Annotated in this window: 16 protein-coding genes; 11 read left to right on the top strand and 5 right to left on the bottom strand. The window is 53.1% G+C overall.

The window, feature by feature from the left end; all coding sequences use genetic code 11:
* The first annotated feature begins 880 nt into the window (after positions 1 to 880).
* The 11 genes from GX466_07885 to manA all read left to right on the top strand — a co-directional run bounded on the left by GX466_07885 (position 881) and on the right by manA (position 18,854).
* On the top strand, positions 881 to 3,232 hold the full coding sequence (locus tag GX466_07885) for a T9SS type A sorting domain-containing protein (GenBank protein ID NLH94116.1): 2,352 nt from the start codon (positions 881 to 883) through the stop codon (positions 3,230 to 3,232).
* 601 nt (positions 3,233 to 3,833) lie between these two features.
* On the top strand, positions 3,834 to 5,855 hold the full coding sequence (locus GX466_07880; protein NLH94115.1) for a S9 family peptidase: 2,022 nt from the start codon (positions 3,834 to 3,836) through the stop codon (positions 5,853 to 5,855).
* Between the two features lie 136 nt (positions 5,856 to 5,991).
* Positions 5,992 to 7,425, top strand: coding sequence for a tRNA lysidine(34) synthetase TilS (tilS, locus tag GX466_07875; GenBank protein NLH94114.1), 1,434 nt, complete (start codon positions 5,992 to 5,994; stop codon positions 7,423 to 7,425).
* A complete protein-coding gene (gene hpt / locus GX466_07870) occupies positions 7,418 to 7,963 on the top strand; it encodes a hypoxanthine phosphoribosyltransferase (GenBank protein ID NLH94113.1) in 546 nt (181 codons plus the stop codon). The genes tilS and hpt overlap by 8 nt, the downstream gene beginning before the upstream one ends.
* On the top strand, positions 7,960 to 10,140 hold the full coding sequence (locus GX466_07865; protein NLH94112.1) for an ATP-dependent metallopeptidase FtsH/Yme1/Tma family protein: 2,181 nt from the start codon (positions 7,960 to 7,962) through the stop codon (positions 10,138 to 10,140). The genes hpt and GX466_07865 overlap by 4 nt, the downstream gene beginning before the upstream one ends.
* A 10-nt stretch (positions 10,141 to 10,150) precedes the next feature.
* Positions 10,151 to 11,509 (top strand): MFS transporter, encoded by a 1,359-nt coding sequence (locus GX466_07860; GenBank protein NLH94111.1) that lies wholly within the window; start codon positions 10,151 to 10,153, stop codon positions 11,507 to 11,509.
* Positions 11,506 to 12,201: a laccase domain-containing protein gene (locus tag GX466_07855; protein ID NLH94110.1), complete on the top strand. Its 696-nt coding sequence runs from the start codon at positions 11,506 to 11,508 to the stop codon at positions 12,199 to 12,201. Before GX466_07860 ends, GX466_07855 begins: the two co-directional genes overlap by 4 nt.
* A complete protein-coding gene (locus tag GX466_07850) occupies positions 12,194 to 13,480 on the top strand; it encodes a DUF342 domain-containing protein (GenBank protein ID NLH94109.1) in 1,287 nt (428 codons plus the stop codon). Before GX466_07855 ends, GX466_07850 begins: the two co-directional genes overlap by 8 nt.
* Positions 13,481 to 13,492: 12 nt before the next feature.
* A complete protein-coding gene (locus tag GX466_07845; protein NLH94108.1) occupies positions 13,493 to 16,645 on the top strand; it encodes a hypothetical protein in 3,153 nt (1,050 codons plus the stop codon).
* 131 nt (positions 16,646 to 16,776) lie between these two features.
* Positions 16,777 to 17,649, top strand: coding sequence for a tetratricopeptide repeat protein (locus tag GX466_07840; GenBank protein NLH94107.1), 873 nt, complete (start codon positions 16,777 to 16,779; stop codon positions 17,647 to 17,649).
* Positions 17,650 to 17,651: 2 nt separating this feature from the next.
* The gene (gene manA / locus GX466_07835) at positions 17,652 to 18,854 is read left to right on the top strand and encodes a mannose-6-phosphate isomerase, class I (GenBank protein ID NLH94106.1); all 1,203 of its coding nucleotides are present in this window, start codon (positions 17,652 to 17,654) and stop codon (positions 18,852 to 18,854) included.
* On the opposite strand, the gene GX466_07830 is transcribed toward manA, so the two are convergent.
* The 5 genes from GX466_07830 to GX466_07810 all read right to left on the bottom strand — a co-directional run bounded on the left by GX466_07830 (position 18,845) and on the right by GX466_07810 (position 25,037).
* Entirely contained in the window at positions 18,845 to 20,476 is a 1,632-nt protein-coding gene (locus tag GX466_07830; protein ID NLH94105.1) for a hypothetical protein, read from the bottom strand. The genes manA and GX466_07830 overlap by 10 nt on opposite strands.
* A 645-nt stretch (positions 20,477 to 21,121) precedes the next feature.
* Positions 21,122 to 21,778 carry a hypothetical protein gene (locus GX466_07825; protein NLH94104.1) on the bottom strand — a complete coding sequence of 219 codons (657 nt, stop codon included), beginning with the start codon at positions 21,776 to 21,778 and terminating at the stop codon, positions 21,122 to 21,124.
* 21 nt (positions 21,779 to 21,799) lie between these two features.
* The gene (locus GX466_07820) at positions 21,800 to 22,261 is read right to left on the bottom strand and encodes a hypothetical protein (protein ID NLH94103.1); all 462 of its coding nucleotides are present in this window, start codon (positions 22,259 to 22,261) and stop codon (positions 21,800 to 21,802) included.
* A complete protein-coding gene (locus tag GX466_07815; GenBank protein ID NLH94102.1) occupies positions 22,249 to 23,736 on the bottom strand; it encodes a hypothetical protein in 1,488 nt (495 codons plus the stop codon). The genes GX466_07820 and GX466_07815 overlap by 13 nt, the downstream gene beginning before the upstream one ends.
* On the bottom strand, positions 23,736 to 25,037 hold the full coding sequence (locus tag GX466_07810; GenBank protein ID NLH94101.1) for a hypothetical protein: 1,302 nt from the start codon (positions 25,035 to 25,037) through the stop codon (positions 23,736 to 23,738). The genes GX466_07815 and GX466_07810 overlap by 1 nt, the downstream gene beginning before the upstream one ends.
* Positions 25,038 to 25,195 lie beyond the last annotated feature (158 nt).

Genomic DNA, 25,195 nt, shown 5'->3' with positions numbered 1-25,195 from the left:
CACAGGTCTTCTTCGTCACGGAGAATCAAGCAATCAGCAAGCACGAAATGTTAAGAAAAAATCACTTGCCAAATATGACGGGGTTTCTATGCTGGCATACGTAAGAGACAGAATCTATAAAATACATATAAATGAGCTCGTAATTCAGGGAGGAATTATGAAAAAGACATTTCTTATATTTACCTTGCTTTTTATAGCGGGACTGGTGTTTGCCCAAACTACCATTAATTTTGATGACGCAACGAAATGGACACAAGGATCAACCGGTTTAAACAGTTACGCATCAGATCATACTTATATCGATGGAGTCTTTTCATCGACTGGTGGCCGAGCCCTTCGTAATACAACCGCTGCCCAAGATGGCTATCCAGGAGCTTTGGGAACCTATGCTTGGAGGTTGGAAAATAAATCTACTACAGATTGGAGGATAACCATCGCTTCCGGTGGGGTTTCAACATTCAGCATTGATCTAAGGCGTTGGGATGGGTCTCCATCTCCTGCCTTCGACTTGGATTTTTCTACAGACGGAGGAAGTAATTGGACATTAGTATCTGCTATTAATAACACTACTCTTGGTAATGTAAGCGATTGGAAAACTTTCAATGGGACCATCAACAGTGCCAACACAAACATTCTGATCAGACTTGTAGCTACGGGCAACACTGAAAGAATTCATGTTGATAACTTTGTGTGGACTGGTTTTGCAGGTGGAGCGAATGTCCCACCCTCAATATCTAATATAACTCAGACCCCCTCAACAGACATTATCAACACAACCACAGTTTCCGTCTCTGCGGATATCACTGATTCCGACGGTACAGTCACGAGCGCGCAACTGCGTTGGGGCACGGCTACCGGCGTTTATGGGAACACCATTGGCATGACGGCCTCCGGTTCGACCTATACCACCAATTCAAACATCCCCGCTCAGACAGCCGGCACTACAGTCTATTATGTGATCGATGCCACGGACGATGATTCCGCTACCACAACCTCGAGCGAACAAAGCTACACCGTCATCGCCCCGGCAACCACCACCATTCCCTACACAGAGGACTTCTCCGCCGGTTGGGGCCAAACCTACAGGTACGATATAGCTGGCACTAAACCCTGGTATATTTACAACAATGACAACGCTTCCTGCAACGGTTATGGCAGCACTTTGGAAGAACACTGGCTGGTGCTTCCGGGCATCAATTTCAACAACTACAGCAATGAAAGGATGACCTTCAATACCATCGCCACTCATGGCACCATCGACGCCAACAACTATCTGAAGCTCTTATACTCTAATAACTACCCTGGCTTGGGAGATCCCACATCCAGCACCTGGACCGAGATTGCCTTTGCTAATGGCGGTATAGGCGGCGGCGAAACCTCTTCAGGTGTGCTTGACCTCTCTGGCATCAGCGGCACCAACGTCTATCTGGCATTCAAGTACTACTCCACTAACAGCCCTACCCGCTGGGAAATTGATGATATTAATATCTATCTCGCCACTCCGCTTATCACCGTTAATCCAACCACACTAACTGGTTTTACCTATCAAGGCACGGGACCTTCCACTGCCCAGACCTTCACCGTTAGCGGAGCTGACTTGACTGCTGACATCGTTCTCACAGCACCTACCAACTATGAAATCTCTTTGAGTGAGAATACAGGTTACACTTCATCCCTCACTCTTACCGCTGCAAAGCTTGGTGTAAATGAAACAACCATCTACGTGCGCCTGAAAGCCGGACTGGCCATCGGAACTTATAACAATGAGGATATCACTTTATCTTCCTCAGGAGCCACAAACAAGACCGTCACCTGCAGCGGTGAAGTAACCACTCCTCCTCCGCCCAATGTTCCTACTGCAACGGCAGCAACCAGTGTTACCAATACCAGCTTCACAGCCAACTGGAACGCTGTCAGTGGGGCCACCGGATATTACCTTGATGTTTATACCAAAACAACAGGGGGTAATGCCAGTGATCTCTTCATTTCCGAATATGTTGAAGGCAGTTCAAACAACAAGGGCATTGAGATCTATAATGGGACCGGAGCATCAGTAGACCTCTCTTCCTATTCATTAAAACAATACAATAACGGAGCAACTATTCCCACTTATACTTTAGGTTTGTCAGGTACGTTGGCTAATGGCTCCGTGTACCGAATAGTTAACAGTAACCAGACGATTTTTGGCACAAATTATGACCTCTCAACCAATTCAAGTGTGATGGGTTTCAACGGCAATGACGCTGTGGCAATCTTCAATGGAGCCAACTTGGTTGATGTGGTCGGTCCTATTGGCGATGCAAGCGATTGGGGCAAGGATGTAACTCTGGTCAGGAAAGAGGCAGCGTCTGTTCCTTCAGCAATATATTCTGCCTCTGACTGGGACAGTCATGCAGCCGACACAATCACTAATTGGGGTTCCCACACTTTCTCAGGCAGCACAACTGTCACCTATGTCTCCGGATATCAAAACCTAAACGTTGGCAATGTCACTTCATATAATGTTGATACCGGCCGTGCCCCCGGAACCACCTACTACTATGTGGTGCGGGCTTACAATGCCTACGGCACCAGCGGCAATTCCAACGAACAAGAAGTTGTGACCCTTGATGGACCCGTGCCCGTTGAACTGGCCTCCTTCACCGCCACCATCAGCGCCCAGAACTACATCACCCTCACCTGGGTTACCCAGACTGAGACCGGGATGCGCGGCTATTACATCTACCGCGGCACTGACGGCGACATCGCCGGGGCCCAGAACGTAAGTCCTTTGATCCCCTCACTCAACAGCTCCCAGATGCAGACCTATATGTTCGAGGACACAGAGGTCTATGAGACCGGCACCTATTACTACTGGCTGCAGACCAACGACTTGGACGGCGCCGTGAATTACCACGGCCCCGTGAGCGTTTTCTACAACGCCCTGGGCGACAACCCCACCCCGGAGATTCCGCTGGCCACCAAGCTGCATGCCGTGTATCCGAACCCCTTCAACCCGCTGGTATTCATCCCCTTCAGCCTGGCGAAGGACAACGATGTGAGCTTCAAGATCTACAACTCCCGCGGGCAGATCGTGAAACACTACGAGCTGGGCAACAAGGCCGTCGGAAATTACCGCATCACCTGGGACGGCACTGACTACAACGGAAACACCCTCTCCAACGGCGTCTATCAGATCGTGATGACGGCGGGCAGTCAGGCTTACCAGACCAAAACAACCCTGCTTAAATAATTCCAGACCCTGTATATAAAGGCCCGGTGGTTAATCCGCCGGGCTTTTTTTTGTTCAAGTTAATCTATGGTGGGTTAGCCTGGGGCATGGCATCCGATAGCGGGGACCTGGTCTGGCCTGGCGTACAGCGAACGTGGTGAGCATGGACGGCAGGAACTAATGGAAGAATAGTTCCTTGCTGGCGTCGATGCTCGTCCCTTGCTCGACGCCAGCGTCTGGCCTGGGAGAAGCGATGAGGTCTGGCCGTTAAGGCCCTGTGCTGAACCCCGGAGTTGCCTCCCGCATGATGCCCGCATTTGATGCGAGGATTTGGCGGGCGGCGTGGGAGGGGGACGGTCGCGGGCGCTAAGGACGTGACCAACGGGACATTGCAAGGGGAAAAGCCCAGCCAAAGAATTTCATTGACAACATACCGCATTACCCAATGCTATGTCTCAGGCTGGTTAAGAGTGCCACGGACCCGGTACACGTTGACCCACCAGTACCGGCGCCCGCCGAAGCGTCATATTGGCAAGATAGCTTGGAAAAGCTGAAATGAAGTTCCCCTGGGAAGAGCCTCAATCACGCAAAACAATAGCAATAATATCAGGCAGGTAAAACCATGCAATACCCCAGAACCCGAAAAGACGGCACGATCGATGAATTCTTCGGCGTCAAGGTGCCGGATCCCTACCGCTGGCTGGAAAATGACCACGATCCGGAAGTGATCGCTTGGACCCAGGCCCAGCAAGCCCTCACGGAATCTATATTGAACCAGTATCCTGGCCGTAAAGCCATGCTGGAACGGATGCAGGAACTGGTGAATTACCCCCGCCAAACCGCGCCCATCAAGTATGGCGAGTGGTATTATTACCACCGGAACGATGGCCTGCAGAACCAGTGGGTGATTTACCGCAAGCGTCAGGACGGACCGGAAGAGCTGTTTCTGGACCCCAACACCATGTCCCCGGACGGCACCACCACGGTCTATTCTGTGGGGAAATCAAAGGACTTCCGGTATTTTACCTTTCTGGTATCGGCCGCCGGAGCTGATGCCGGTGAGCTGTGGACCATCGATACCATTACCAGGGAGTGGCTGCCAGACAAACTGAAGGACATGCGCCACACCGGCGCGGAGTGGTACAGGGACGGTTTCTTCTACAGCCGTTATCTACCCACGCAGGATGGCGTCCAGGGCGATCCTGGCCAGAATGTGTGGTATCACAAGCTGGGCACCCCTCAGGAGGAGGACGTCCTGGTGTATGAAGATGCCGTAAATCCCAGGCGTTTCCGGGGGTGCTGGGTTTCTGATGATGAAAAATATCTCTTCATGTATGAAAGAGGAGCTTCACCCGGAAACCGCGTTCTCTACCGTCCCGTGGATGATCCAAAACTGCCGTTCAAGGTGCTGTTCGATGGCTTCGAGCATGATTATTATCCGTTCGACAGCTTTGAGGAGGATTGCTTTTACCTATTTACAAACAAGGACGCCCCCAACCACCGGCTGGTGAAATTTCATCTGGACCATCCAGAGGAAGAGCACTGGCAGGAAGTGATTCCGGAGCGGGATTACCGGCTGGATTCAGCAAGCCCGGTGGGCGGCAAGCTGATCGCGATCTTCACCAGGGATGTATGCTCCCGGGTGGAAGTGCTGGATCCGGACGGAAAGTTTCTACGTGAGATACAGATGCCTTATCAGGGCACGGTCGGCATCGGCTTTGGGAAAAAGGAGGATCCGGAAGCCTACTTCTATTTCAGTTCCTATGTGCGCCCGGGCGAGATTTACCGCTACGATATCCCCGGCGACAGCTTCACCCATCACCACACCGATCCTGTGCAGGCCGATCTCAGCGCCATCGTGTCCGAGCAGGTTTTCTACCCATCCAAAGACGGCACTCTCATTCCCATGACCCTCATCCACCGCAACGATATTCCCCGCGATGGCAAGGCCCCCGTGCTGCTGTATGGCTATGGCGGCTTTGATATTGCCCTGATGCCGTCCTTTTCCACAGCACGTATCTGCTTGCTGGAAAAGGGATCCATCTGTGCCGTGGCAAACCTGCGCGGAGGTGGCGAATACGGCAAGCGCTGGCATGATGCCGGCAAGCTGCTGAACAAGCAAAACGTATTCGACGACTTCATTGCCGCCGCGGAATACCTGATCCGGGAAGGCTACACCAATCCCGAAATGCTGGCCATTAATGGAGGTTCCAATGGTGGATTGCTGGTGGGTGCCTGCCTGACGCAAAGGCCGGACCTCTTCCGGGCGGCGGTTCCCGCCATGGGCGTGCTGGATATGCTGCGCTTCCACAAATTCACCTGCGGCTGGAACTGGATGGCGGATTATGGCAATCCGGACGAAGAGCAGCACTTCCGCAACCTGCTGTCCTACTCACCCTTGCACAACATCAAAGAGGGAACACGTTATCCGGATACAATGGTTCTGACCGCCGATCACGACGACCGCGTGGTGCCCGGCCATTCCTTTAAGTTTGCCGCCACCATGCAGGACAAGGCAGATCCGGATGGCATGGCCCTGCTCTACACACAAACCTCTTCCGCGCACGGACCCAGCAGCCTTTCCAAAAGCCTGGAATACACCGCGGACACCTACAGCTTTATCTGCATGTGTTTGGGGGTGTGAGGAAATTTGTAATTTTAAGAGAGGGTCCATAGAATATGTAGAACCTTTTTCAACGAGGCGCATGAGAAAAAGGAACTTGACAAGCAATGCGGTCGTAAAAAGCTAACTTACCAAGAATAAAGCGACAGGAGCGCTAATGCCCAAGCTGAAGCAAGCCCTTGCAAGATTAGACAGTTATGTGCGGAATCAGCAGATCTTTTCCGCCGGGGCGAAGCTATTGCTCTGCGTTTCTGGCGGGGCGGACTCAGTGGCTCTACTGTTGCTGTTCTCGCGGTTGCGCAACCTGCGCCAGCTCACACTGCTGGCTGTGCACGTGGACCATCAGCTTCGCGGGTCGGAAAGCGACGCGGACGCTGAACTTGTAAAGCAGCATTGCCAGGAGCTGAGCGTTCCCCTCATCATCCGCAAGATATGTTTGGAGGCTGGCGGCGACCTGGAAAACCGGGCGCGGCAAAAGCGCCTGGGGGTGTTTGAAGAGGTGCTGGACGCCTACCGCTTCGATTTGATCGTAACCGCGCACCACAACAACGACCAGAGCGAGACCATGCTGCTCAATCTCTTCCGCGGCGCGGGCTTAAGCGGTCTGGCGGGAATCCGCCCCCGCAGCGGCAGGATCGCGCATCCGCTGCTCTGCTTTGACAAGCGGGAACTGGTGGATTTGCTGGAGGAGCGGAAGCTCGCCTGGCGCGAGGACGCCAGCAACGCTGACCAGAGTTTCAAACGCAACTGGGTGCGGCACACGCTGTTGCCTTTGGTTGAGCGTGAACTGAATCCGCGGATAGCCAGCAGTTTGGGCGAACAGGCCCAGATATTCGCGGCAGCGGAAGAGCTTGTTCTGCAGAGGGTTAAAACCCTGGTGAAGCGGATTACGCTGGAGCAGGAGCCGGAGCGGATAACCGTTTCCATCCCGGCTTTGAAGCGCTGCACGCGATTGGAACAATATTACGTTTTGAAAGAGCTCACCAGCGTCCTCAGCGGTAGCGGGAAGGATTTTTTCAGCCGCCACTTCCAAGACATCCTGGACCTGCTGGAGTCTGATGGCAGCAAGCAAATCCAACTGGGGCGGGGGTTGATAGCCAGAAAAGTTTACGCTGAATTGAGTTTGGAGCTTGAAAGCGAGGCACCGCCGGTTCCTGAACCGGTGGTGGTGATGGAAGACCGGGCCCGGACAGTTTGGGGAGACCACCGCTTTACCTTCAAGCTGCTGAAAGTATTGCCGACCCGGCGCGATGAAGACGCCCTGAACGTCTATCTGGACGCGGACAAGATCAATTGGCCCTTCAACATCCGCAGCCGCAGGCCTGGCGACAGGTTCATGCCTCTGGGTATGAAAAACCTGGTGAAACTGAAAGACTTTTTCATCAACGCCAAAGTGGGCAAATTTGAGCGCGATTTGGTACCTGTGCTGGATGACGGGGAGAAGATAATCTGGATCGCGGGGCAGCGTCTGGACGCGCGGGTGGCGCTGGACGAAGGCAGCACGCGCTTTCTTAAGATAGCGGCGGAAAACCTGAAGGCCAAGCCCCGGCGGGCGGCCAGCCGCAAAAAGACAGGAGAGGAAAATGAATGAGATGAATCGTGACCTGGCAGAGGTGCTGCTGGACGAATACCGCATCCAGGCAAGGGTGCGCGAAATCGGCAGCCAAATCGCCGGCGAATATAAAGACACGGTGCCGGTGCTGATCGGCATCATGAAAGGCGGCTTCATATTTCTGGCCGACCTCTGCCGCAGTATCACAATCCCCCTGGAAATCGACTTTCTGGCCATCTCCAGCTATGGCGCTGAGACCTCCAGTTCCGGCGTGGTGAAGATTCGCAAGGATATCGACGTGGATATCACTGGCAGGCACGTGATCGTTGTGGAAGACATCGTAGACAGCGGGCTTTCGCTGCAATACATCAAAGATTATCTGGTCAAGCACGAGCCCGCCAGCCTGAAGATTTGCGTCCTGCTGGATAAGCCTGCGGCGCACAAGCAGGAGGCTAAATTTGACTATGTGGGCTTCGAAATCGGCAATGAATTTGTGGTGGGATACGGGCTGGATTTCAAATCCCAATACCGCAACCTGCCCTACATCGGCATCCTAAAGGAAGAGATCTATTCATGAAACATACAGTTACCATAATAGCGCTACTGGTGCTGAGCCTGGCTTTGTCAGCAGCCGACAGCCTGTCCTTTCCGGCCCAGAGGGCCAGGGATGTGGCTCAGAGCAACCAGGTGGCGCAACAGTTTTCAGATCTGCTGCTGTGGTTTGTGATAGCCTTGGTGGCCATCACAGTGATCAGCGCGGTGCGCATCTTTCTGCTCAAGCGGAAAAAACCGGGCGAAAGAGACAGCTATAAACAGCCGCAAACGCCGCCACGAACACCGCGTGACCTGCAGCCTGACCAGCAGCTACGCCAGCCGGCCAGAGCCCCTGTTTCCTGGACCTTTGTGATAGTGATCCTGGCACTGGTGGCGCTGATGGTGTTCAGCTGGTTCAGTGGACAGGAGCATATTGGCGAGGCAAACTATTCACAATTCGCCGCCGCGCTGGAAAAGCAACAGGTAAAATCGGTGACCTTCACAGAGCAGGACATCGTTTACCAAACCCGGGAAGGCAAGAAATTCCACACCCTGCTGCCTCCGGTTGACGATCCCAGCCTGATCGAACAATTGCGGGCGCAGAATGTGGTGGTGATAACCAAAAAACCGCCGCGCTGGACGGGAATCCTTTCCTACCTGATCCCTTTTGTGCTGCTGATCGGATTTTGGTGGTTCCTGATGCGGGGCATGAACAACCAGAACGCCAGGGCCTTCAGCTTTGGCAAAAGCCGGGCCCGCATGCATGAAGGCAGCCGCAGCAACATCACTTTCAAGGATGTGGCCGGGGTGGACGAGGCCAAAGAGGAACTGCAGGAAATCGTGGAGTTTCTGAAGGACCCGAAGAAATTCCAGCGGCTGGGAGGACGCATCCCGCGCGGAGTATTGCTGATGGGACGTCCTGGGACGGGCAAGACGCTTCTGGCCAAGGCCGTTTCCGGCGAGGCGGGGGTGCCGTTCTACAGCATCAGCGGCTCGGACTTTGTGGAAATGTTTGTGGGCGTCGGCGCCGCGAGGGTGCGTGACCTTTTTGAGCAGGCGAAGAAGAACGCGCCTTGCATCACTTTCATCGACGAAATCGACGCTGTGGGCCGACACCGGGGAACCGGGCTAGGCGGCGGTCACGACGAACGCGAACAAACGTTGAACCAACTGCTGGTGGAGATGGACGGCTTTGAGCCAAACGAAGCCGTGATCATCATCGCCGCCACCAACCGGCCTGACATCCTGGATCCCGCGCTGCTACGTCCGGGACGCTTCGACCGCCAGATGACGGTTGACCTGCCCGACATCAAAGGCCGCACCGAAATCCTGAAAGTGCACTCTGCCAAAGTGCCGCTGGCTGAAGATGTGCATCTGGAGCTGATCGCGCGCGGAACACCGGGCTTCAGCGGAGCCGATTTGGCGAATATCGTGAACGAGGCGGCGCTGATCGCGGCCAGACAAAACAAGCAAAAAATCAACATGAGCGATTTCGAGGAAGCCAAGGACAAACTGACCTTGGGCAAGGAAAAGAAGAGCAGGGTGATCCCCGACGAAGATAAAAAGCTTACCTCCATCCACGAGATCGGGCATGTGCTCGCTTCCATTTTCCAGGACAAGACAGAGCCGGTGCACAAGGTTTCGATCATCCCGCGCGGCTTCACAGCAGGCGCCACCCACTTCTTGCAGACGGACAAGACCGGCTATTCGCGTGGCTATCTGGAACAGCTTATGACCAAGATCCTGGGCGGACGCGCCGCGGAGGAGATAGTTTTCGGGGAACTCACCACCGGAGCAGGCAACGATCTGGATCGGGTTACGGAGATCGCCAAAAAGATGGTCTGCTCCTGGGGCATGAGCGAAGCCTTCGGTCCGATGACCATCGGCAAGGAGCAGAGTGAAGTTTATCTGGGCAAGGAACTCATCGGCCGCGATGTGCACAGCAACGAAACGGCGCATTTGGTGGACAGCGAGATCCGCGGTTTCATCACCCGCGCCTATGACAAGGCATTGGACATCTTGAAAAAGAGGCGCGATCTATTGGAAAAACTGGCTGCCGAACTTTTTGAGAAGGAAACCCTGGGCACCGACGAGATTTTTGAATTCGTGCTGGCCAACATCGACGACACGGACCGGGAGCAGGTGCTGGCCAAGTATGAGAAAGCCAGAGAACTGCGTTTCGAACACAGCAAGAAATCGGCCCAGGAAGGGCAGGCCTGAGCGGGAACAGATGAATCCCGCAGGAGGATCAGCGCTGGCAAAGGCTGCTGGATGGCTGCTGAGCAAATTGCGTGAGCGCTTCATCAGCCTCACCGTTCGCAACTACCGCATCTATTTTTCCGGGCACTTTTTCTCGGTGATCGGAATTTGGGTGCAGCGTACAACCATGAGCTGGTTTATCTACCGGCTCACAAATTCCGCTTTTTTGCTTGGCCTGATCGGCTTCCTGAGCATGATTCCGTCGCTGTTCGTGAGCCCTTTCGCCGGGGCTTGGGCCGACCGCTGGGACCGCCGCAAAACGCTGGTGCTCACGCAATCGCTATTCATGGTGCAGGCCAGTCTGTTGTCAGCGGGAGTGCTAAGCGGTTTCATCAACGAGGACCGCTGGTGGCCGCTGATCGTGCTGGCACTCTGGCAGGGCATCGTGGAAGGCATTGACGCACCGTTCAGGCAGAATTTCGTGCTGGACCTGGTTTCCAAGCGCAGTCTGCTGCCGAACGCCATCGCAACCAATTCCGCCATGTTCAATTCTGCCCGGTTGATTGGCCCATCCATCGGTGGGGCGATGATCGTAGCCTTTGGCGAAGGCATTTGCTTTCTGATCAGCGCAGTAGCCTATCTGGCGGTAATTGCCTCACTGCTGACCATCCGGATCAACTATCCACCCCTCAAACCCAGCGGAGTGCCCATCCTCAGCAAGATCAAAGAAGGTTGGAGCTATTCATGGCACAGTCTGCCGGTGCGTTGGCTGATCGCCAACCTGGGCGTGTACATGCTCCTCGCTATGAGCTATAGCTCCATCATTCCCGTGTTCGCGCGCGATGTGCTGAAAGGAAATGCGGGCACCCAAGGCCTGCTGCTTACCTTCGCGGGGGTCGGGGCATTGACCAGCGCTTTTTACATGGCAGGGCGGAAGACCATTAAAGGCCTGCCCTACATCACAGCGGTGTTGGGCTGCGTGGCCAATCTGGCCCTGATAGGCCTGGCTCAGAGCCGAAGCATCGTGCTCAGCCTGGTTTTCATGGTCTTCATTGGTCTGGGCATGACTATTCAGATGAGCTCCACCAACACCATTCTGCAAAGCGTGGTTGATCCCAATATGCGTGGTCGGGTGCTGAGCGTTTACACCATGACCTTCCAGTCTGTGATGCCCTTCGGCAGCCTGCTGATTGGCTCACTCACCCGTAAGCTGGGGCCGCAGACCGCGTTGAGCATCAGCGCTGGCATCTGCCTGTTATGGTCGCTGAACGCGCTACGCAATATCCCGCATTTGATAACTCACATCCAGCGCATGCTGGTGACAAACCACAATACCGAAATCTACCGCCCGCTGAAGGTTACGGTGATGTATCCCGGAGTGGAAGGATGAAAACCTGGCTGCATCTGGGCGAAAAAACCCCGGATTATCGCAGAGTAATGAGCGCTCAGGATGACATCCGGATCGGCGGTAAAATTATCCCCAAGGGGAGGACCGTGATCGCGGAACAGATCGCCGGCGCTGGGATCCACGTCTGCTCTGAAGCGGATGGAGGCGCTGGCTGGGGCGACCATTCCCAGATTGCGGGGGTTGACGCTTTGATCACATCCGTTCCTGGTCAATATCTGCTGGTCCGTACCGCTGACTGCTACCCCGTACTGCTTCAGGACGCTCAAAACCGCGCTGTGGCAGCCATCCACAGCGGACGGGAAGGCACCCGGCTGAATATCGTCGGAAAAACGGTGCGGGTGCTTCAGGATGAATATGGCATTCTGCCAGCCGAGATTACAGCCCATATCGGCGCTGGCATCTGCGCTCGGCACTACGAGGTGGATGAAGCAACCTGGGAGAGTTTTAACACCAGCCTGAAAGAAATGGGCTGCGCCGCTGACGCTGCCCCGGCAGGCTCCCGTCATCTGGATCTCCGTCTGGCCATATTCAGGCAGCTGATCGCGGCCGGGATACCTTTTTACGACATCGAACAGCAGTTTGTTTGCACATTGGAATCAGCTGTGCATCATTCCTACCGGCGGGACAGGACCAGCAACCGCCAGATGAATTTAATCGGACTTGAATATGAATAAGATCCTCACCAACCGGGCTGGAACTCTGAGACTGGAGCTGCGCGATGACAGGCTATCTGCCTGGCTTACCATCCGCTCTCACGGCAGGCTGATCGACGAGCAGGACATTCTGGACCTGATCGAAGAAGCCGGCATCAAAACAGGCTTTGAAGAAGCAGCCAGATATATGCGTAAACACGGCTTGGAAAAGGATTTTGATATTCCCTTCCCTATTGCCATGTGCGACCGCGTGAAGGGTGAAAGCAAGCTGAACTACTTTTTCGACCTCAACCAGGCCAAAAACTTCACTGGCCGGGTGAGGCCGGAGGAACTGGCCAGACTTACCTGCATCGAAGCTGGCACCGTGATCGCGGATTACAGCAGCAACATCTTTGATCGCCAGGGCTCTATTTACGATATCTACGGCGAAATGCTGCAGGACGAGGAATTCGATCTGGAGGCGGCTGGGCTGGTAGCCGGAGACAACGTAACCTTCAGCCTGGACAAACGCCACTTTGTAACTGAGCGGAAAGGCTTTGTAAGCGTGGATGAGAACGGCCGCATCGGGATTATCGAAAAACTGGTGGTGGAAGGCGATATCAGCGACACCATGGAAGAACTGCGCTCTCCGGCTGACCTGGAGGTCTGGGGCAACATCATCAACAGCACGCTGTTCTGTGCCGGAAACGTCGAACTGCGAGGTGACATTATCAACTCCACGCTAAATTGCCGAGGCGATCTGGTCATCTGTGGCGAGATCCGGGACTGCTGCCAGCCGGGGGTGCAGATAGGTGGAAACTTGTGCTGTAAAGGGATCAAAGCCTCCCGGGTGTTGTGCCAGGGCAGTATCAGCTTCGAAGACACCGTTGAGGGCAGCGAAATCGCGGCAGACGGCGGGCTGGAAGCAGAAAAAGGCTCCTTGCGCGGTGGCCAGATAGAATGTGGGGGAAATGTGGTCCTGCGTGAGCTGGGCGATCCCTCTGGAGGCGAAACCAGGCTGGAAATCACCATCGGTCCCTATCACAAAGCGTTGCTGATGCAGATGACGAAGGAACTGATCCGCCTGAAGGAAACACCGGGAGAAAATCAAAGCCTGATCGACGACCTGAACGCCCAGATCAAAGCCAGCGAAACAGAGCTGGACAGCGAACTGAACAGATTTTTGAACCGCCCGGGCGATGAGAGGTTGGGCTTGCGTGTGCTGGGAACAGTGCATCCTCCGGTGTTGGCGCGTGTGCTAAAACATGAATATAAGGTCCAGAGCAGGCAAAACGGCTTGGAACTCTGGGAAAAAGATTAAAGGACAATGGACATGAAACATATAATAACGGTGATTCTGGCGCTTGCGGCCACTCTGGGCTGGGCTCTGGAACCTGAATTCGCCTCCGACCCGGCCATCTCCCCTGATGGAGAGCAGGTTTGCTTCGTTTATGACAACGATCTGTGGCTGGTATCCTACAACGGCGGCGACGCGCATCGGCTTACCGCAACTGAGGCTGGGGAATGGGGGCCTTGCTGGTCTCCTGACGGGCGTTGGATCGCCTTCAATTCCAACCGTGAAGGCATTACGTTGCCCTATTTGATCGAGCCGACCAGTGGAATCACCCGACTCATCATCCGTGAAAGCTTCACCGTCAGCGATTGGTTTGCCGATGGCCAAAGCTTGCTTTGCACTAGGTACAGCCCAAGTTTTGGCAGATCCTTTTTCCGTCTTGATCTGGACGGCAGCCGACCTGTGTTGCTGGCTGAAATCGGCGACAATTATGCCACTCTGGCGCCGGACAACAAGAGCCTGGTTTTCAACCGCGACGGCAACCCCTACCGCGAAGCTTACCTGGGCAGCATCGCTGGCGAGCTTTGGAGCATAGATCTGGACAGTAAGAAATACACCCGGCTCACCCATACGGAATTTACTGAACGCTATCCCCGCTATTCCCATCTGGACAGCGCGCTCTACTTCTGCGCTTCCGACGGTCAACGTTTTCAGATTTTCCGGGCGGACAACGGCAATTTTGACTCGCCGAGGCAGTTAACAGATTTCCCACTCTGGTCCGCGCGCGACTTATCCATCGCCAGGCAAAACGACCGCATCGTCTTTGAGCACTTTAACGAAATCTGGCGCTGGCATCCAGTGACAGGGCCTTCCAAGCTGGAGATCAACATCAACAGCGACCTCTGGCGTCCCGACCTGCGCCGGGAAAAAATGAAGGACAGCTTTGAAGCCTTCGCCATCTCTGATGATGACCTGCTGGTGGGGTTCAAATATAAATACGATACCTTCTTCATCCCCCGTAAAGGCGGCGAGGTGAAGAAGATCAGCCACAAACAAAGCTCCATCGGCGACCTGGCTTTTCTAAAGGACAACCGCACCCTTGCGTTGCAAATGATGGACAAGGGTATCAACAAGCTTTACACAGTAACTTGTGACAGCCTGATGCAACTTAGCCAGGTGGAATGGTTCGGCGCGGACAGCCTGGACGTGGAAAGCATAATGCGCGACCCCAGCGGAAAATGGGTTGTTCGCTACGGAGACAACCGTCTCAGCGGCAGGATCGCGGTGGCAGATTCCAGTTTGACGGATCTACGTCCTCTGAACGCCAGGCGTCCCATCGCCAGCAACTTTGCCATCAATTCCAGTGGAGACTATGCCGTTTACGCCACCACCCGCGAGGATGTTTGGATGCGTGAGCTCTGGCTTTACGATTTTGCAGCCGACGCCCATATCAAGATCATGAATGACGATTCCTGGATCCGTGGCTTGGCTTGGACCCCAGATGACCGCTCCATCCTGATCGGCCGTTCCAACGGCATCTATCGCCTCGACCTGGTTCCCCGCGACGAATATGAATACGAGACGGACAACTGGAAAGAGATTTTCAACACTACCACCGGCGAGGATGGGGAAGAGCTTATCGTTAGCGACAAGGTGATGGAAGTCACGATTGATGCGGAAACCGACACCCTGGCAAAGGCAACTGAGGACGAACCCACTCCGCGCAAGGAACTTAACATAGTTTGGGAGGGCATCGAAAAGCGGCTCTCTAGAGTGATCAATGAACCGGAGCGCTGGCTGCGAGTGGAACGCGTAATTGATGACAGCACATTCTACTACATATCTGACGGCTATGATGAAGACAGCAGTCTCAAACTCAAAAAGGCCAATATGTTCGGGGATAATGTCAAGGAGGTCCAGGACCTTGGCAAAAACGCCTCCAGCCTGCGCTGGGTGAGGGAGAAGCTTTACTATCTGCAAGGCGGAAAGATTCGCTGGTATGATCTGGACAAACGCAGCAAGGGTGAGCTAAGCACGGAATTTGATTATACTTACAGCACCAGTTTGCTGAACACCCGGGTTTTTGAAGAGGTCTGGGGCGTGTTTGGCCTCAATTTTTATGACCCGAACATGCATGGCCAAAACTGGCAGGCGCTCTACGAACTCTACCATCCTTACGCCAACCGGGCCCGTTCCATCGAGGACATCAGTTCCATCGTGAACGAGATGATCGGCGACATAAACGCCTCCCACACTGGGTTTTATCCTCGTAGGGAAGGCTATTCTTCACGCGGTGGCCAGCCTGCCTATCTTGGCGTGGAATTTGACTACAGAGAGGTATTGCCACAGGGAATCCGCCTGCGATCTGTTTATCCAACCTCGCGTCTGGCAACGTTTTATGGCATAAGGGAAGGCGACATACTCACCCACATCGACGGCAGCCCCATCACGCCTGCCACCCCGCTGGACTCACTGCTGGCAGACAAGACCGGCAAGCGCATCCGCCTGAATTTCATTGCCAATGGAGAGGAGAAGGAAGCCGTGCAGGAAGGCTTGAACTGGGAAAAGAACCGCGCTCTGCTATACGAATACAAGGTTAGCCGCAGCCGCACTGAGGTGGACCAACGCACCGGCGGAAGGGTTGGCTACATCCATATCCCGGCTATGGGCGACAATAATTTTACCAACTTCCAGCGGGAGCTTTTCCGCGACAACGCAGACAAGGAAGCCCTGATCATCGACGTGCGCGGCAATACCGGCGGCCATGTGCATGACCAGATCATCTCCCTGCTCAATAAAACTCCCTACGCTCTGTCCACTTCCCGGCGCTATAGCGGACAGCAAAACCTGGAACCCCGCCGGGCTTGGACGCGCCCCAGCATCGTGCTGGCCGACGAAAACTCCTTCTCCGACGGCGAGATATTTCCCATTGTCTATCAGGAGCTTAAGCTTGGCAAAGTGGTGGGCAAACCCTCCAGCGGTTCCGTGATCGGCACATGGGAGTATAATTTGCTGGATGGATCATCCATGCGCTTACCCGGCTCCGGGTGGTACAAGCTGGACGGCACCAACATGGAAGGCAGCGGCGTACAACCTGACATAGTGGTGGAAATCAGCCCAGAAGACGAGATCGCCGGACGCGACACCCAACTGTGGCGTGCCATCGAAGAAATCCTCAAGGAACTGCCATGATCGGCTCCGGATGGTTTGGACAAACAAGCTTGGGAGCTACAGGAGCCTCACAGCCAAAAAGGGATTCATGGCCGCTTTGTCGGGCTGGAGATCCACAGAAGCTGACAGGAAAGTGACACAGGAGAATCCAGATGTCCGACCGTGACGTACAAAACCTGCTCCATCGCGCTGAAGCGCTGATGAAAACTAACTGGATTCACGCGGTGCAGTTGCTGATCCAGGCGGCGGAGGAAAATCCCCAGGATCCCCGTCCCTTGATCGCTTTGGGTGATTATTACCAGCGACGCCAGCTTTACGATAAAGCCGTGAAGAGCTATCAATCCGCTTTGAAACTGAAACCTGGCGACAATCAGCTAAAGCTGATAATTGGCAATACCTTTTTCGCCCAGGGCGAGTATCAGCTGGCGATCGTATATTACGACCAGATTACTGATCCGCACTCGGATGTGCGCTTCAACAAAGCCCTGGCGCTTGCCTATCTGGGCCGAAACCGCGAAAGCATCGAGATCATGAAGAACCTGATGTCGGTGATAGACAACAATCCCTTCATCTATTTCCTGCTGATCGAACAGTTGCTGCGGGTGGAGGATTACGAAGCTGCGCAGCGCTACATAGCCCGGGCGGAAGCCAAAATCGGCCACCACCGCCATCTGCTGCTGCTCAAGGGACTCACTTACGCCCGTTTCCAAAACTGGCTGCTGGCGCTGAACGCCTTTCGGGAATATGACCGTAGCGGCGCGCTGATCCAAACTGAGCATGTTTTGATTTATGCCGAATGCGCCGTGAAATGCGGCGCTCCGGCTTTGGCCATACCGCCTCTGGAACGAGCCATTGAACGCAATCCCTATTCGATGGGGCTCTACGAAGAGATCATCCGCCTGCTTATACAGCAGAAACATACAGATAAAGCCCGTCATTACATGAATGAGGCCAAACGCTTTTTCCCCCTGCTGAGTCCGCTGCTGCAGCTGCTGCAATCGCGCCTGGGCAAATTGGGAGGCTGAAGATGGGACTGCACAAGCTTATCAATCCGCTTAAAAACTACGCTTGGGGCTCGCCGGACTTCATACCTCGCCTGCTTGGCAAAGACCCGGACCCAGCGCTGCCGGTGGCGGAAATGTGGATGGGAGCACATCCCACGGGTTCATCCAGTTTGCGCACAATGGAGGGGGGAATCAGCTTGCGGGATTACATTGACACTGATCCCGGCAGGATTTTGGGGCGGGGAGTGGTGCTTGCTGAGGGGCGGCTTCCATTTTTGCTGAAAGTTCTGGCTGTGGAGCGCCCTCTTTCCATCCAGGCACATCCTTCCGAGGCACAGGCCAAGCTGGGCTGGCAGCGGGAAAACAGCCTTTCCCTGGAGCCGGATTCACCCCTGCGCAATTACCGGGATCCACGTGCCAAACCTGAACTGCTCTGCGCTCTTACGGAGTTTATTGCCCTCTGTGGTTTCCGTGCCTATCGCGAGGTGGCGGAAAACCTGAGCAAGGCGGGCCTGGGCGCTTGCCTGAAAAGCTATGCGCCATTTGCCAAACATCAGAACAGGAACTGGTTCCAGCGCCTGATCCTGGAGCTTTTGAGCTTGCGTGAAAACAGGCTGGAAGATGCGTTGACGGCGCTGAAAAGCTCTTTGCGCGAAGATTCCGGTCTCGATCCAGACATCCGGGACTGCTGTATGCTGTTGCTGGAATATTATCCCAAGGATGCCGGGGTTTTTGCTCCGCTGTATCTGAACCTGTTCACCTTGCAACCCGGCGAAGCGCTGTTCCTGGCTACCGGGGTACCTCATGCCTATCTGCGTGGCGCTGGCATCGAGATCATGGGAAATTCGGACAATGTGCTGCGTGGCGGCCTCACCCAAAAACACGTTGATGTGGAGGAACTGGCCCGCGTTCTGGATTTTGAGCCCTATTCCGGTGGCGTGGTTACCCTGCAAGCCGATGGACCTTTTTCAGGCAGCTATCCCAGCCCGGTGCAGGAGTTTGAACTTAGGAGAATTGATCTTGGCGGCGGCTGGGGCCAGGGCTACGATGTGGGGCGGGCACCGCTAATCGTTTTCTGCGCGGATGGTTCAGCTATACTGGAGAGTCGAACTAGTAGACTGGAATTAGTCAAAGGCGAAGCGGCCTTTGTTTCTGCAGATGTAGAGAGTCTGCATTTCGCTGGAGACGGCACGCTTTGGCTGGCCACACTGCCAGCTCAGAACTGAAATTCAATTCCCAGGCTCAGTGATTCGATGATCTCGTCCTGTCCGGCGATGATGCCGTCGCCGTTGGCGTCCTGGTAAAACTCCCTGTATTTGCAGATCAGGTTGTAGGATTCGTTGTAGCCGTAAACTATCAGGCCGTTAAGCTCGGCACTGGTATTCTTCCAGTTTTTCAGGTCCAGCCTGTCCACATCCGTTTGGGCATAGTAGAGCGAGGCTTCGCGAAGTTTGGGAAACTTCTCAGGCATAAAGGAAAGCTTGGCCCAGAGTGATTTTCCCTTGGCGACCTCCGCGTTGAACTTATCCTGATAGGCCACTTTCAACTGGGCGAAATTGGCAATGTTGCCTTTGAGATAGCCGAACCAGCCCAGGCTGGATTCCAATCCCGTCAGGTCCTCGTCCTTGGTGCGCAGACTGTAATAGCGGCGGCCTTCCTGGCCTTCTATCCCAGTATAGATCACTTGGCAGCGTTGTTCGTCGTAGAGATGGTTGAAATAGGCTGGCAGGAAGCGATCGGTGAAACTGCGGAATTCCAACTTGACATCGAAGATCAGGAATCTCGCGGCCAGTCCCGGCAGGATGAGGCCGCTGCCATAATCCTTCATCACAGCGTATTCGCCGTAATTGCTGAGACGGAAATTTTCATTGTCCACTATCGGCAGTTCATAATCCACGCTGTAAACCCACATCGGCCTGGGATCGGGGTAGCAGGCCGCGGAATCCGGAAAAACGGCTGTGTCGAAGGGATAATCTGGATATAGCTGCCCAATATTGGGGAAAACCTCGTTCACATAGGGATTGAGGTTGGGGTGGTCCAGAATGGAGTTTCCGTTCAGGTCAATGTCGATCTGGTCCGGCACCCCGTCGTCATCGGTATCCAGCCAACTGTCGGGATCGAGCGGGAATTTGTCATAAACGTCCGGATAACCGTCCCCGTCGGTATCTGGATACTTGCCATAAGGATCACGGTCAGCGCCGAGGTTCACGCCGAGGGTCAGGTTTTTGAGCAGGGGCAGTCTGGTCCCAAGCAAGGGTTTGATGGAGGCGCGTCCGGCTACCACTTCGTTTTTGCTGATGTCATGCGTGTAAACCTCAAAACCGAAGCCGCAGGCATTGGTGTTGGCGCCCAGATAGCCGCCGATGGGTTTTTCCTCGGGATAGCGAAGCATGTTTGAATAGTCGTCGAAAATCAGGCCGTGCCCCAGGGTGTAGTCCGGAATGCAGCCGATCTTGAAGTAAAGAGAGTCGCGGCGGTCGGAAAAACGGAGGAAGAAAATCTTTTTGGCCACATCCTGCCAGGTTTCCCAGCCCTTGCGGCGCAACTTGCCCTCACCGTCGAAGAGCAGGTCGATATCCATTCCGATGCCCACTTTCCAGATCGCAACTTCTGGACGCAGGCGGAGCTGTGAATACCATTTGTTGTCCACCAGTATATTGCCCAAAAGCCCGCCCAGATTAAACTCCGGCTTGGTCAGCACCGGATAGGTGGGCTCTTCCCAAGCTTCGTCGCCTGGGAACATGTAGTCGTCATTCAGGCTCTGCGCGCCCAAAAGGACGGGCAGCAGCAAGAGGACTAACAGCCAGGTTTTGGGTGCCATCGATGGTATCAATTTCCTTTTTCGCATTGCTTTCGTCCCATCCTCTTTCTGTCAAGCAAAATATTCACGCCAGTTCAGGCTTTTGCCTCCTGCCAGGCAGGCCCTGTATGCGTTCTCACTTATTTTTTCAAATTGTATCAAATTTTTTTCAAATCGGCGTTTTTGGTGGTCTGCGATATCACGATTTTTTCAAAACGATATCACGATTTTTTCAAAATTAATTTCACGATTTTTTCAAATGGATTTCTTAATCGTTATCAGTGGAACAAGTTATGAATTTTGAATTGCAAATTGATAAAACGAAGCTAAATCAGGTGAAAATATCACGATTATTTCAAATGGATTTCTTAATCGTTATCAGTGGAACAAGTTATGAATTTTGAATTGCAAATTGATAAAACGATGATGAATCAGGTGAAAATATAACGATTATTTCAAATGGATTTTGCATATCATTGTCTGGCTTGCGATTATGTTTGGCACTCATTCAATCTGATTGTCTATCAAGACATCAATCTTTCTTATCATATTGAGTGGATAGGACTTGAACACTTTTGTAAGGAGAGCAAAGTCGCAACTACAAATTTATCAGTCGGGTAACCGCGAAGGGGATCAATTATCAGTACCCAGCCCACTCATTAACCCGGTTCTGCCGGGTTTCTCTCTCGGGCATCATTTAGCGAGGGCAAGGAGCTTATAGAAAGGATCGGTAGCAGTATATACTTGGCTGATCCCAATCAGAACTGTTACGAGGTTTTTTTCAATCTTGACATTGGCTATATAGAGAAAGGCATCGCACTGGTTGGTCAGGATGATGTGGGGTAGCTCTTGATACTCCTTGTCCAGAATGTGGGTGATGATCTTGTCATCATGCAGATTGGCAGGGCTGGAATGGCTGTTGTCTCCTACTCCCTTATTCTGATCCTGAAGCTCGTACTGGAGCTTGGTGAGTGATAATAGTCCATTCTGCAGGTGTTCTGTACCGATAGCTGCATTAGCGATCTTGCTTCCCGTAACCACTCCATCCAGGATGTGATTACCATAGATGCAGTTGGTCTGCAGTCCTCGGGCATCGAGCTTCCCGATAGTGCAGGTCTTGCCGCTGAACTGGCCTTGGGGATTACCGTGATCGTCCCAGAGCTCATAGAAGCCGCAGTCGGCTTCAGCTTCAATGCTGATCTCATAGTATCCCGAGTTGGGAGTGGTTTCGATGAGCTTCTTGCCCTCTGGCCAAGATTGACCAGGCCTGAGCAGTCGGATATCGACTCCCGATTGATGCTTCCGTTCTGTGCCTTCCATTATATAATAGCTGATGGCGAACTTGTACATTAATGCTCCTTTAGTAGTGTTTTATACTTCAGTCTGACCGTTAACCGTCTCGTCAGAGTCGGTGATAATGATGATGCCGAAATCGATATAGCCGGGACTGCCTATATATCTGGATTCTACACTGAACTTGACCTTAGTGGGATACTCGTGCAGATCATCCGGACATTTTGGCAGTTGAGCTATTGTGACCGGGAACTGGCTTTTGATGCTGTTGTAGGCAGTGTATTCCAGATAGAGCTTACCGGGACTGAGGAGGAAGTTCATCAGACCGTAGTATTCGCTTGGTTCGAGTACCGCTTCCAGATCGAAAGAGTCCTCCCGATAGGCCTCCCTTCTATGAATGATAGTGGGATCATAGGCGTTCTTCTTCTCGATACGGTACTTTTGGGATGGGTTATACTCGATCTGCCCATTGGGGCAGAAGAAGTAATAGATGCCCTCATCAGCCCAGCGGATAAGCTTGAAGCCCTTTATAACAGCCATGCTTTCACCTTGTATTCATCATCTATGTAATTCCGCTCCAGTTCGGTTATCGCATAGATCTTATTCTGGATGCGCAGCTTGGACTGGAGAGAAAGGTTGTATTTACTGAGCTGATCGATAACAGCTTCACAGCTCCACTTGGAGTTATGAAAGTCGATCAGGTAGTCTTTGATAAAGCCTTGCAGTTGAGTTGTATCGCCTGCCAGGATATCCAGACAGTTGATCTCCGGCTTCTCCGGATTGCCCCGTTTGCTGACGAAGCTGACTACATCATCCGCATCAATATCAATTATCGCACTGGTATATGCATCCTTATTCTTGAGCACAATGTGTCCCTCGGGATCGGAGAAGATGGTGGCATTATAGAGCATAAGCATGGCCTGCAGAGCTTTGATGTTATCGGTTTGCTCATCATTGTAGTTCTCATAGGCCTTGCCCGGAAACAGTTTGGCCGGGAAGAGATTGCCATGAAAATGAGCTTCGACCCAGTGGCCAATGTAATGACTGCTGCCATAGTTCCGACCATCTATTGATCCTACGGATACTAATCCATTATAGAGGGTAGTCTCGGAGATACCGTTCTCAATATAGAATCCGATAAACTCATTGGCAGCGTTTTCCAGTGAAGCCAGATCTTCCACCCAGTCGGTCTTTTCATCATATTCAATCACAACAGGACAGATGTTATTGAAGAACTTGTAGATGCGTCCACGATAACGGCCTTGGTATCTGGTAGTGGCAGGATTGGGATAAGTGGCTTTGATCACTTTCTTATAGGCAAATACAAAACTGATACGGTTTACTACGGTATCGATCCTGAAGCCACAGAAAGGACCCGGCCAGCCTGAGCTGTCATAACTGTAAGTCCAGCCACCGGTGGGGTTGGGAAATTGAATTAGGTCATCAAAGTCGATGTGGGCAATGGTCAGGACGCTATCGGAACTGATGTTCAAAGTTGGGATAGTGAACTGGTTGGAGTATGGAATGCTGATCTGTATCTTCTGCTCTATGTCTTGTATAAAGTAGGCGAGTATCCATTGGGGCTGATAACCAGCCGTAAGCGAGTAATAGTGAGTAAGGTCGGAGAACAGTGAAAGCAGCTTGATCTTATCGTAACAGGTGATCTTGAGCACTCCCGATGATACATCAAAGGACAGTTGCGATGTGTCTATAATGCCTGTAAAGAATAATGAGTTATCCCGATAGACCCTAACCTCGAAGTGAGATATGTAACGCTCATGCTCATTGTTGCCAGAGAGGATGTTCTCCTCTATCCAAGTGGTGGGAAAGCACTCAAAGACTAGCCGCTTGGGTTCACGGCTGTAGTTGGAGACCGACTGTAGCTTATCGGCAGAGACGGATAAGCTGATAATGGCTCTATTAGTGGCCGTATCTTCCATGCTATGCTTCACCTGGTTATAGTCAGAAGCATCGGTCTTGCCTTGAATGAAGTCGATTTTGAAGAGATTTGGCATTAGATCTCACTCCTGATCATCTTGCCGGTATCGGCGATCTCCGAGACCTTAACCGGATCATTGGAAAGGGGATCAACATTGACTTCGATGATGGGCTTGGAGTCCATGACTGTTTGCTTGAGGGAGACGATTTCATCTTTCAGGGTGGTAATCAGATCGATGAGGGTATTCATACCGCCTCCGGAAGAGATAGCGCCACCAGCGGCATAATATGAGCCCAGGTTACTGGGAATCGGCACTGAGGGAACAGGCATACTGGCGAAAGCAAGCTTCACCTGATTCAGAGGAGCGAAGTTGAGGAAGTCAAAGAGGTTCCTGCCTAGGGCTTTGACCCTATCCTTGGCGGTGATGTATTCATCACCTTCGGCTTCGATCAGGATACCTCCCTGATTATGGGAAGGTCCTGTCAATAGTCCTCCAGTGGCTTTCTTCTCAAACTTGGTGGCATTGATCCTGGCGATGTTGGCGATACCGGCAGCCATCGCAGCTGCAGCCGCCGCCACTGCCAGCCCGGGTCCCACTACCGGGATACCCACCATAGACTTATAGGCACCGATAGCGGCAGAAAAGGTATCCACATAGCCTTGAGCCATAGCTGAGGCTTTCCAGAGTTTGAAACCACGCTCGGTGTCCTTGTCCTGAGCTGCAGCGAGGTCCCCGAAGATCTTGGAGATGCCACTGGAAACCTGAAGCTGGTGATTGGTTCTGACGGTGTTCAAAGTCTCCTGCTTCTGCCTTTCGATCTCAACCTCGGTCATCCCTGCGGCAAGAAGCTTCTCCTTCATCTTCTCATAGTATCTATCCACTTCCAGAAGCTGCTTGCTGTAGCTGTCACCTATATTATCGAGGTCACGAGAATAGAACTCGTCCCGGATATCCTGCAGTTCCTGCAGCTTGGCCTTCTCTTCATCTTGACGTTCTTGGAGCAGTTTGACGTGCCGGGCATCTATCTCTGCTATCTGAACCTGGATCAACTGCTGCTCCTGCTGAGGCAGGTTCTGCAGAGCCCAGGCATAATACTCTTCCATGCTGGCCCTGAGAGCGGCATAAGAATCGACTCCCAGGTTCTCCAGATTGGAGAAATAATCGATCTCAACCTTGTATCTGGCTTGGACAGCATCCTTCTCTTTAGTTGCAAGCTCATTATCCTGTTGGGTCTTCCAGGCATCAAGGTTCTCGATAGCATTATGTTCCGCTTCACTGCCATCTTGGGTAAACTCTCTGATCAGGGCAAGTCGTCTCTGGTATTCGGCTTCAATCCGAGCAGTCTCAGTTTGTCTCATCCTGGCTAAATCTTCCATCAAGCGTAACGCTTCCTTGCGTCTGGCTTCAGCATCGGCAGCGGTTTGATTGGGTGTGGTGCTGCCACTTCCACCGCCTGAACCACCTGAAGGTTGAAAGCTCAGATCGGGAGCATCCAACATAGCTTGGCGATAAGCTTGACCTATCTGCTGCAGAT

It is taken from the genome of Candidatus Cloacimonadota bacterium (assembly GCA_012516855.1).
Taxonomy (GTDB): Bacteria; Cloacimonadota; Cloacimonadia; order Cloacimonadales; family Cloacimonadaceae; genus Syntrophosphaera.
Note: the sequence above shows the minus strand (reverse complement) of the source record. Positions and strands in the feature narration are given on the sequence as shown.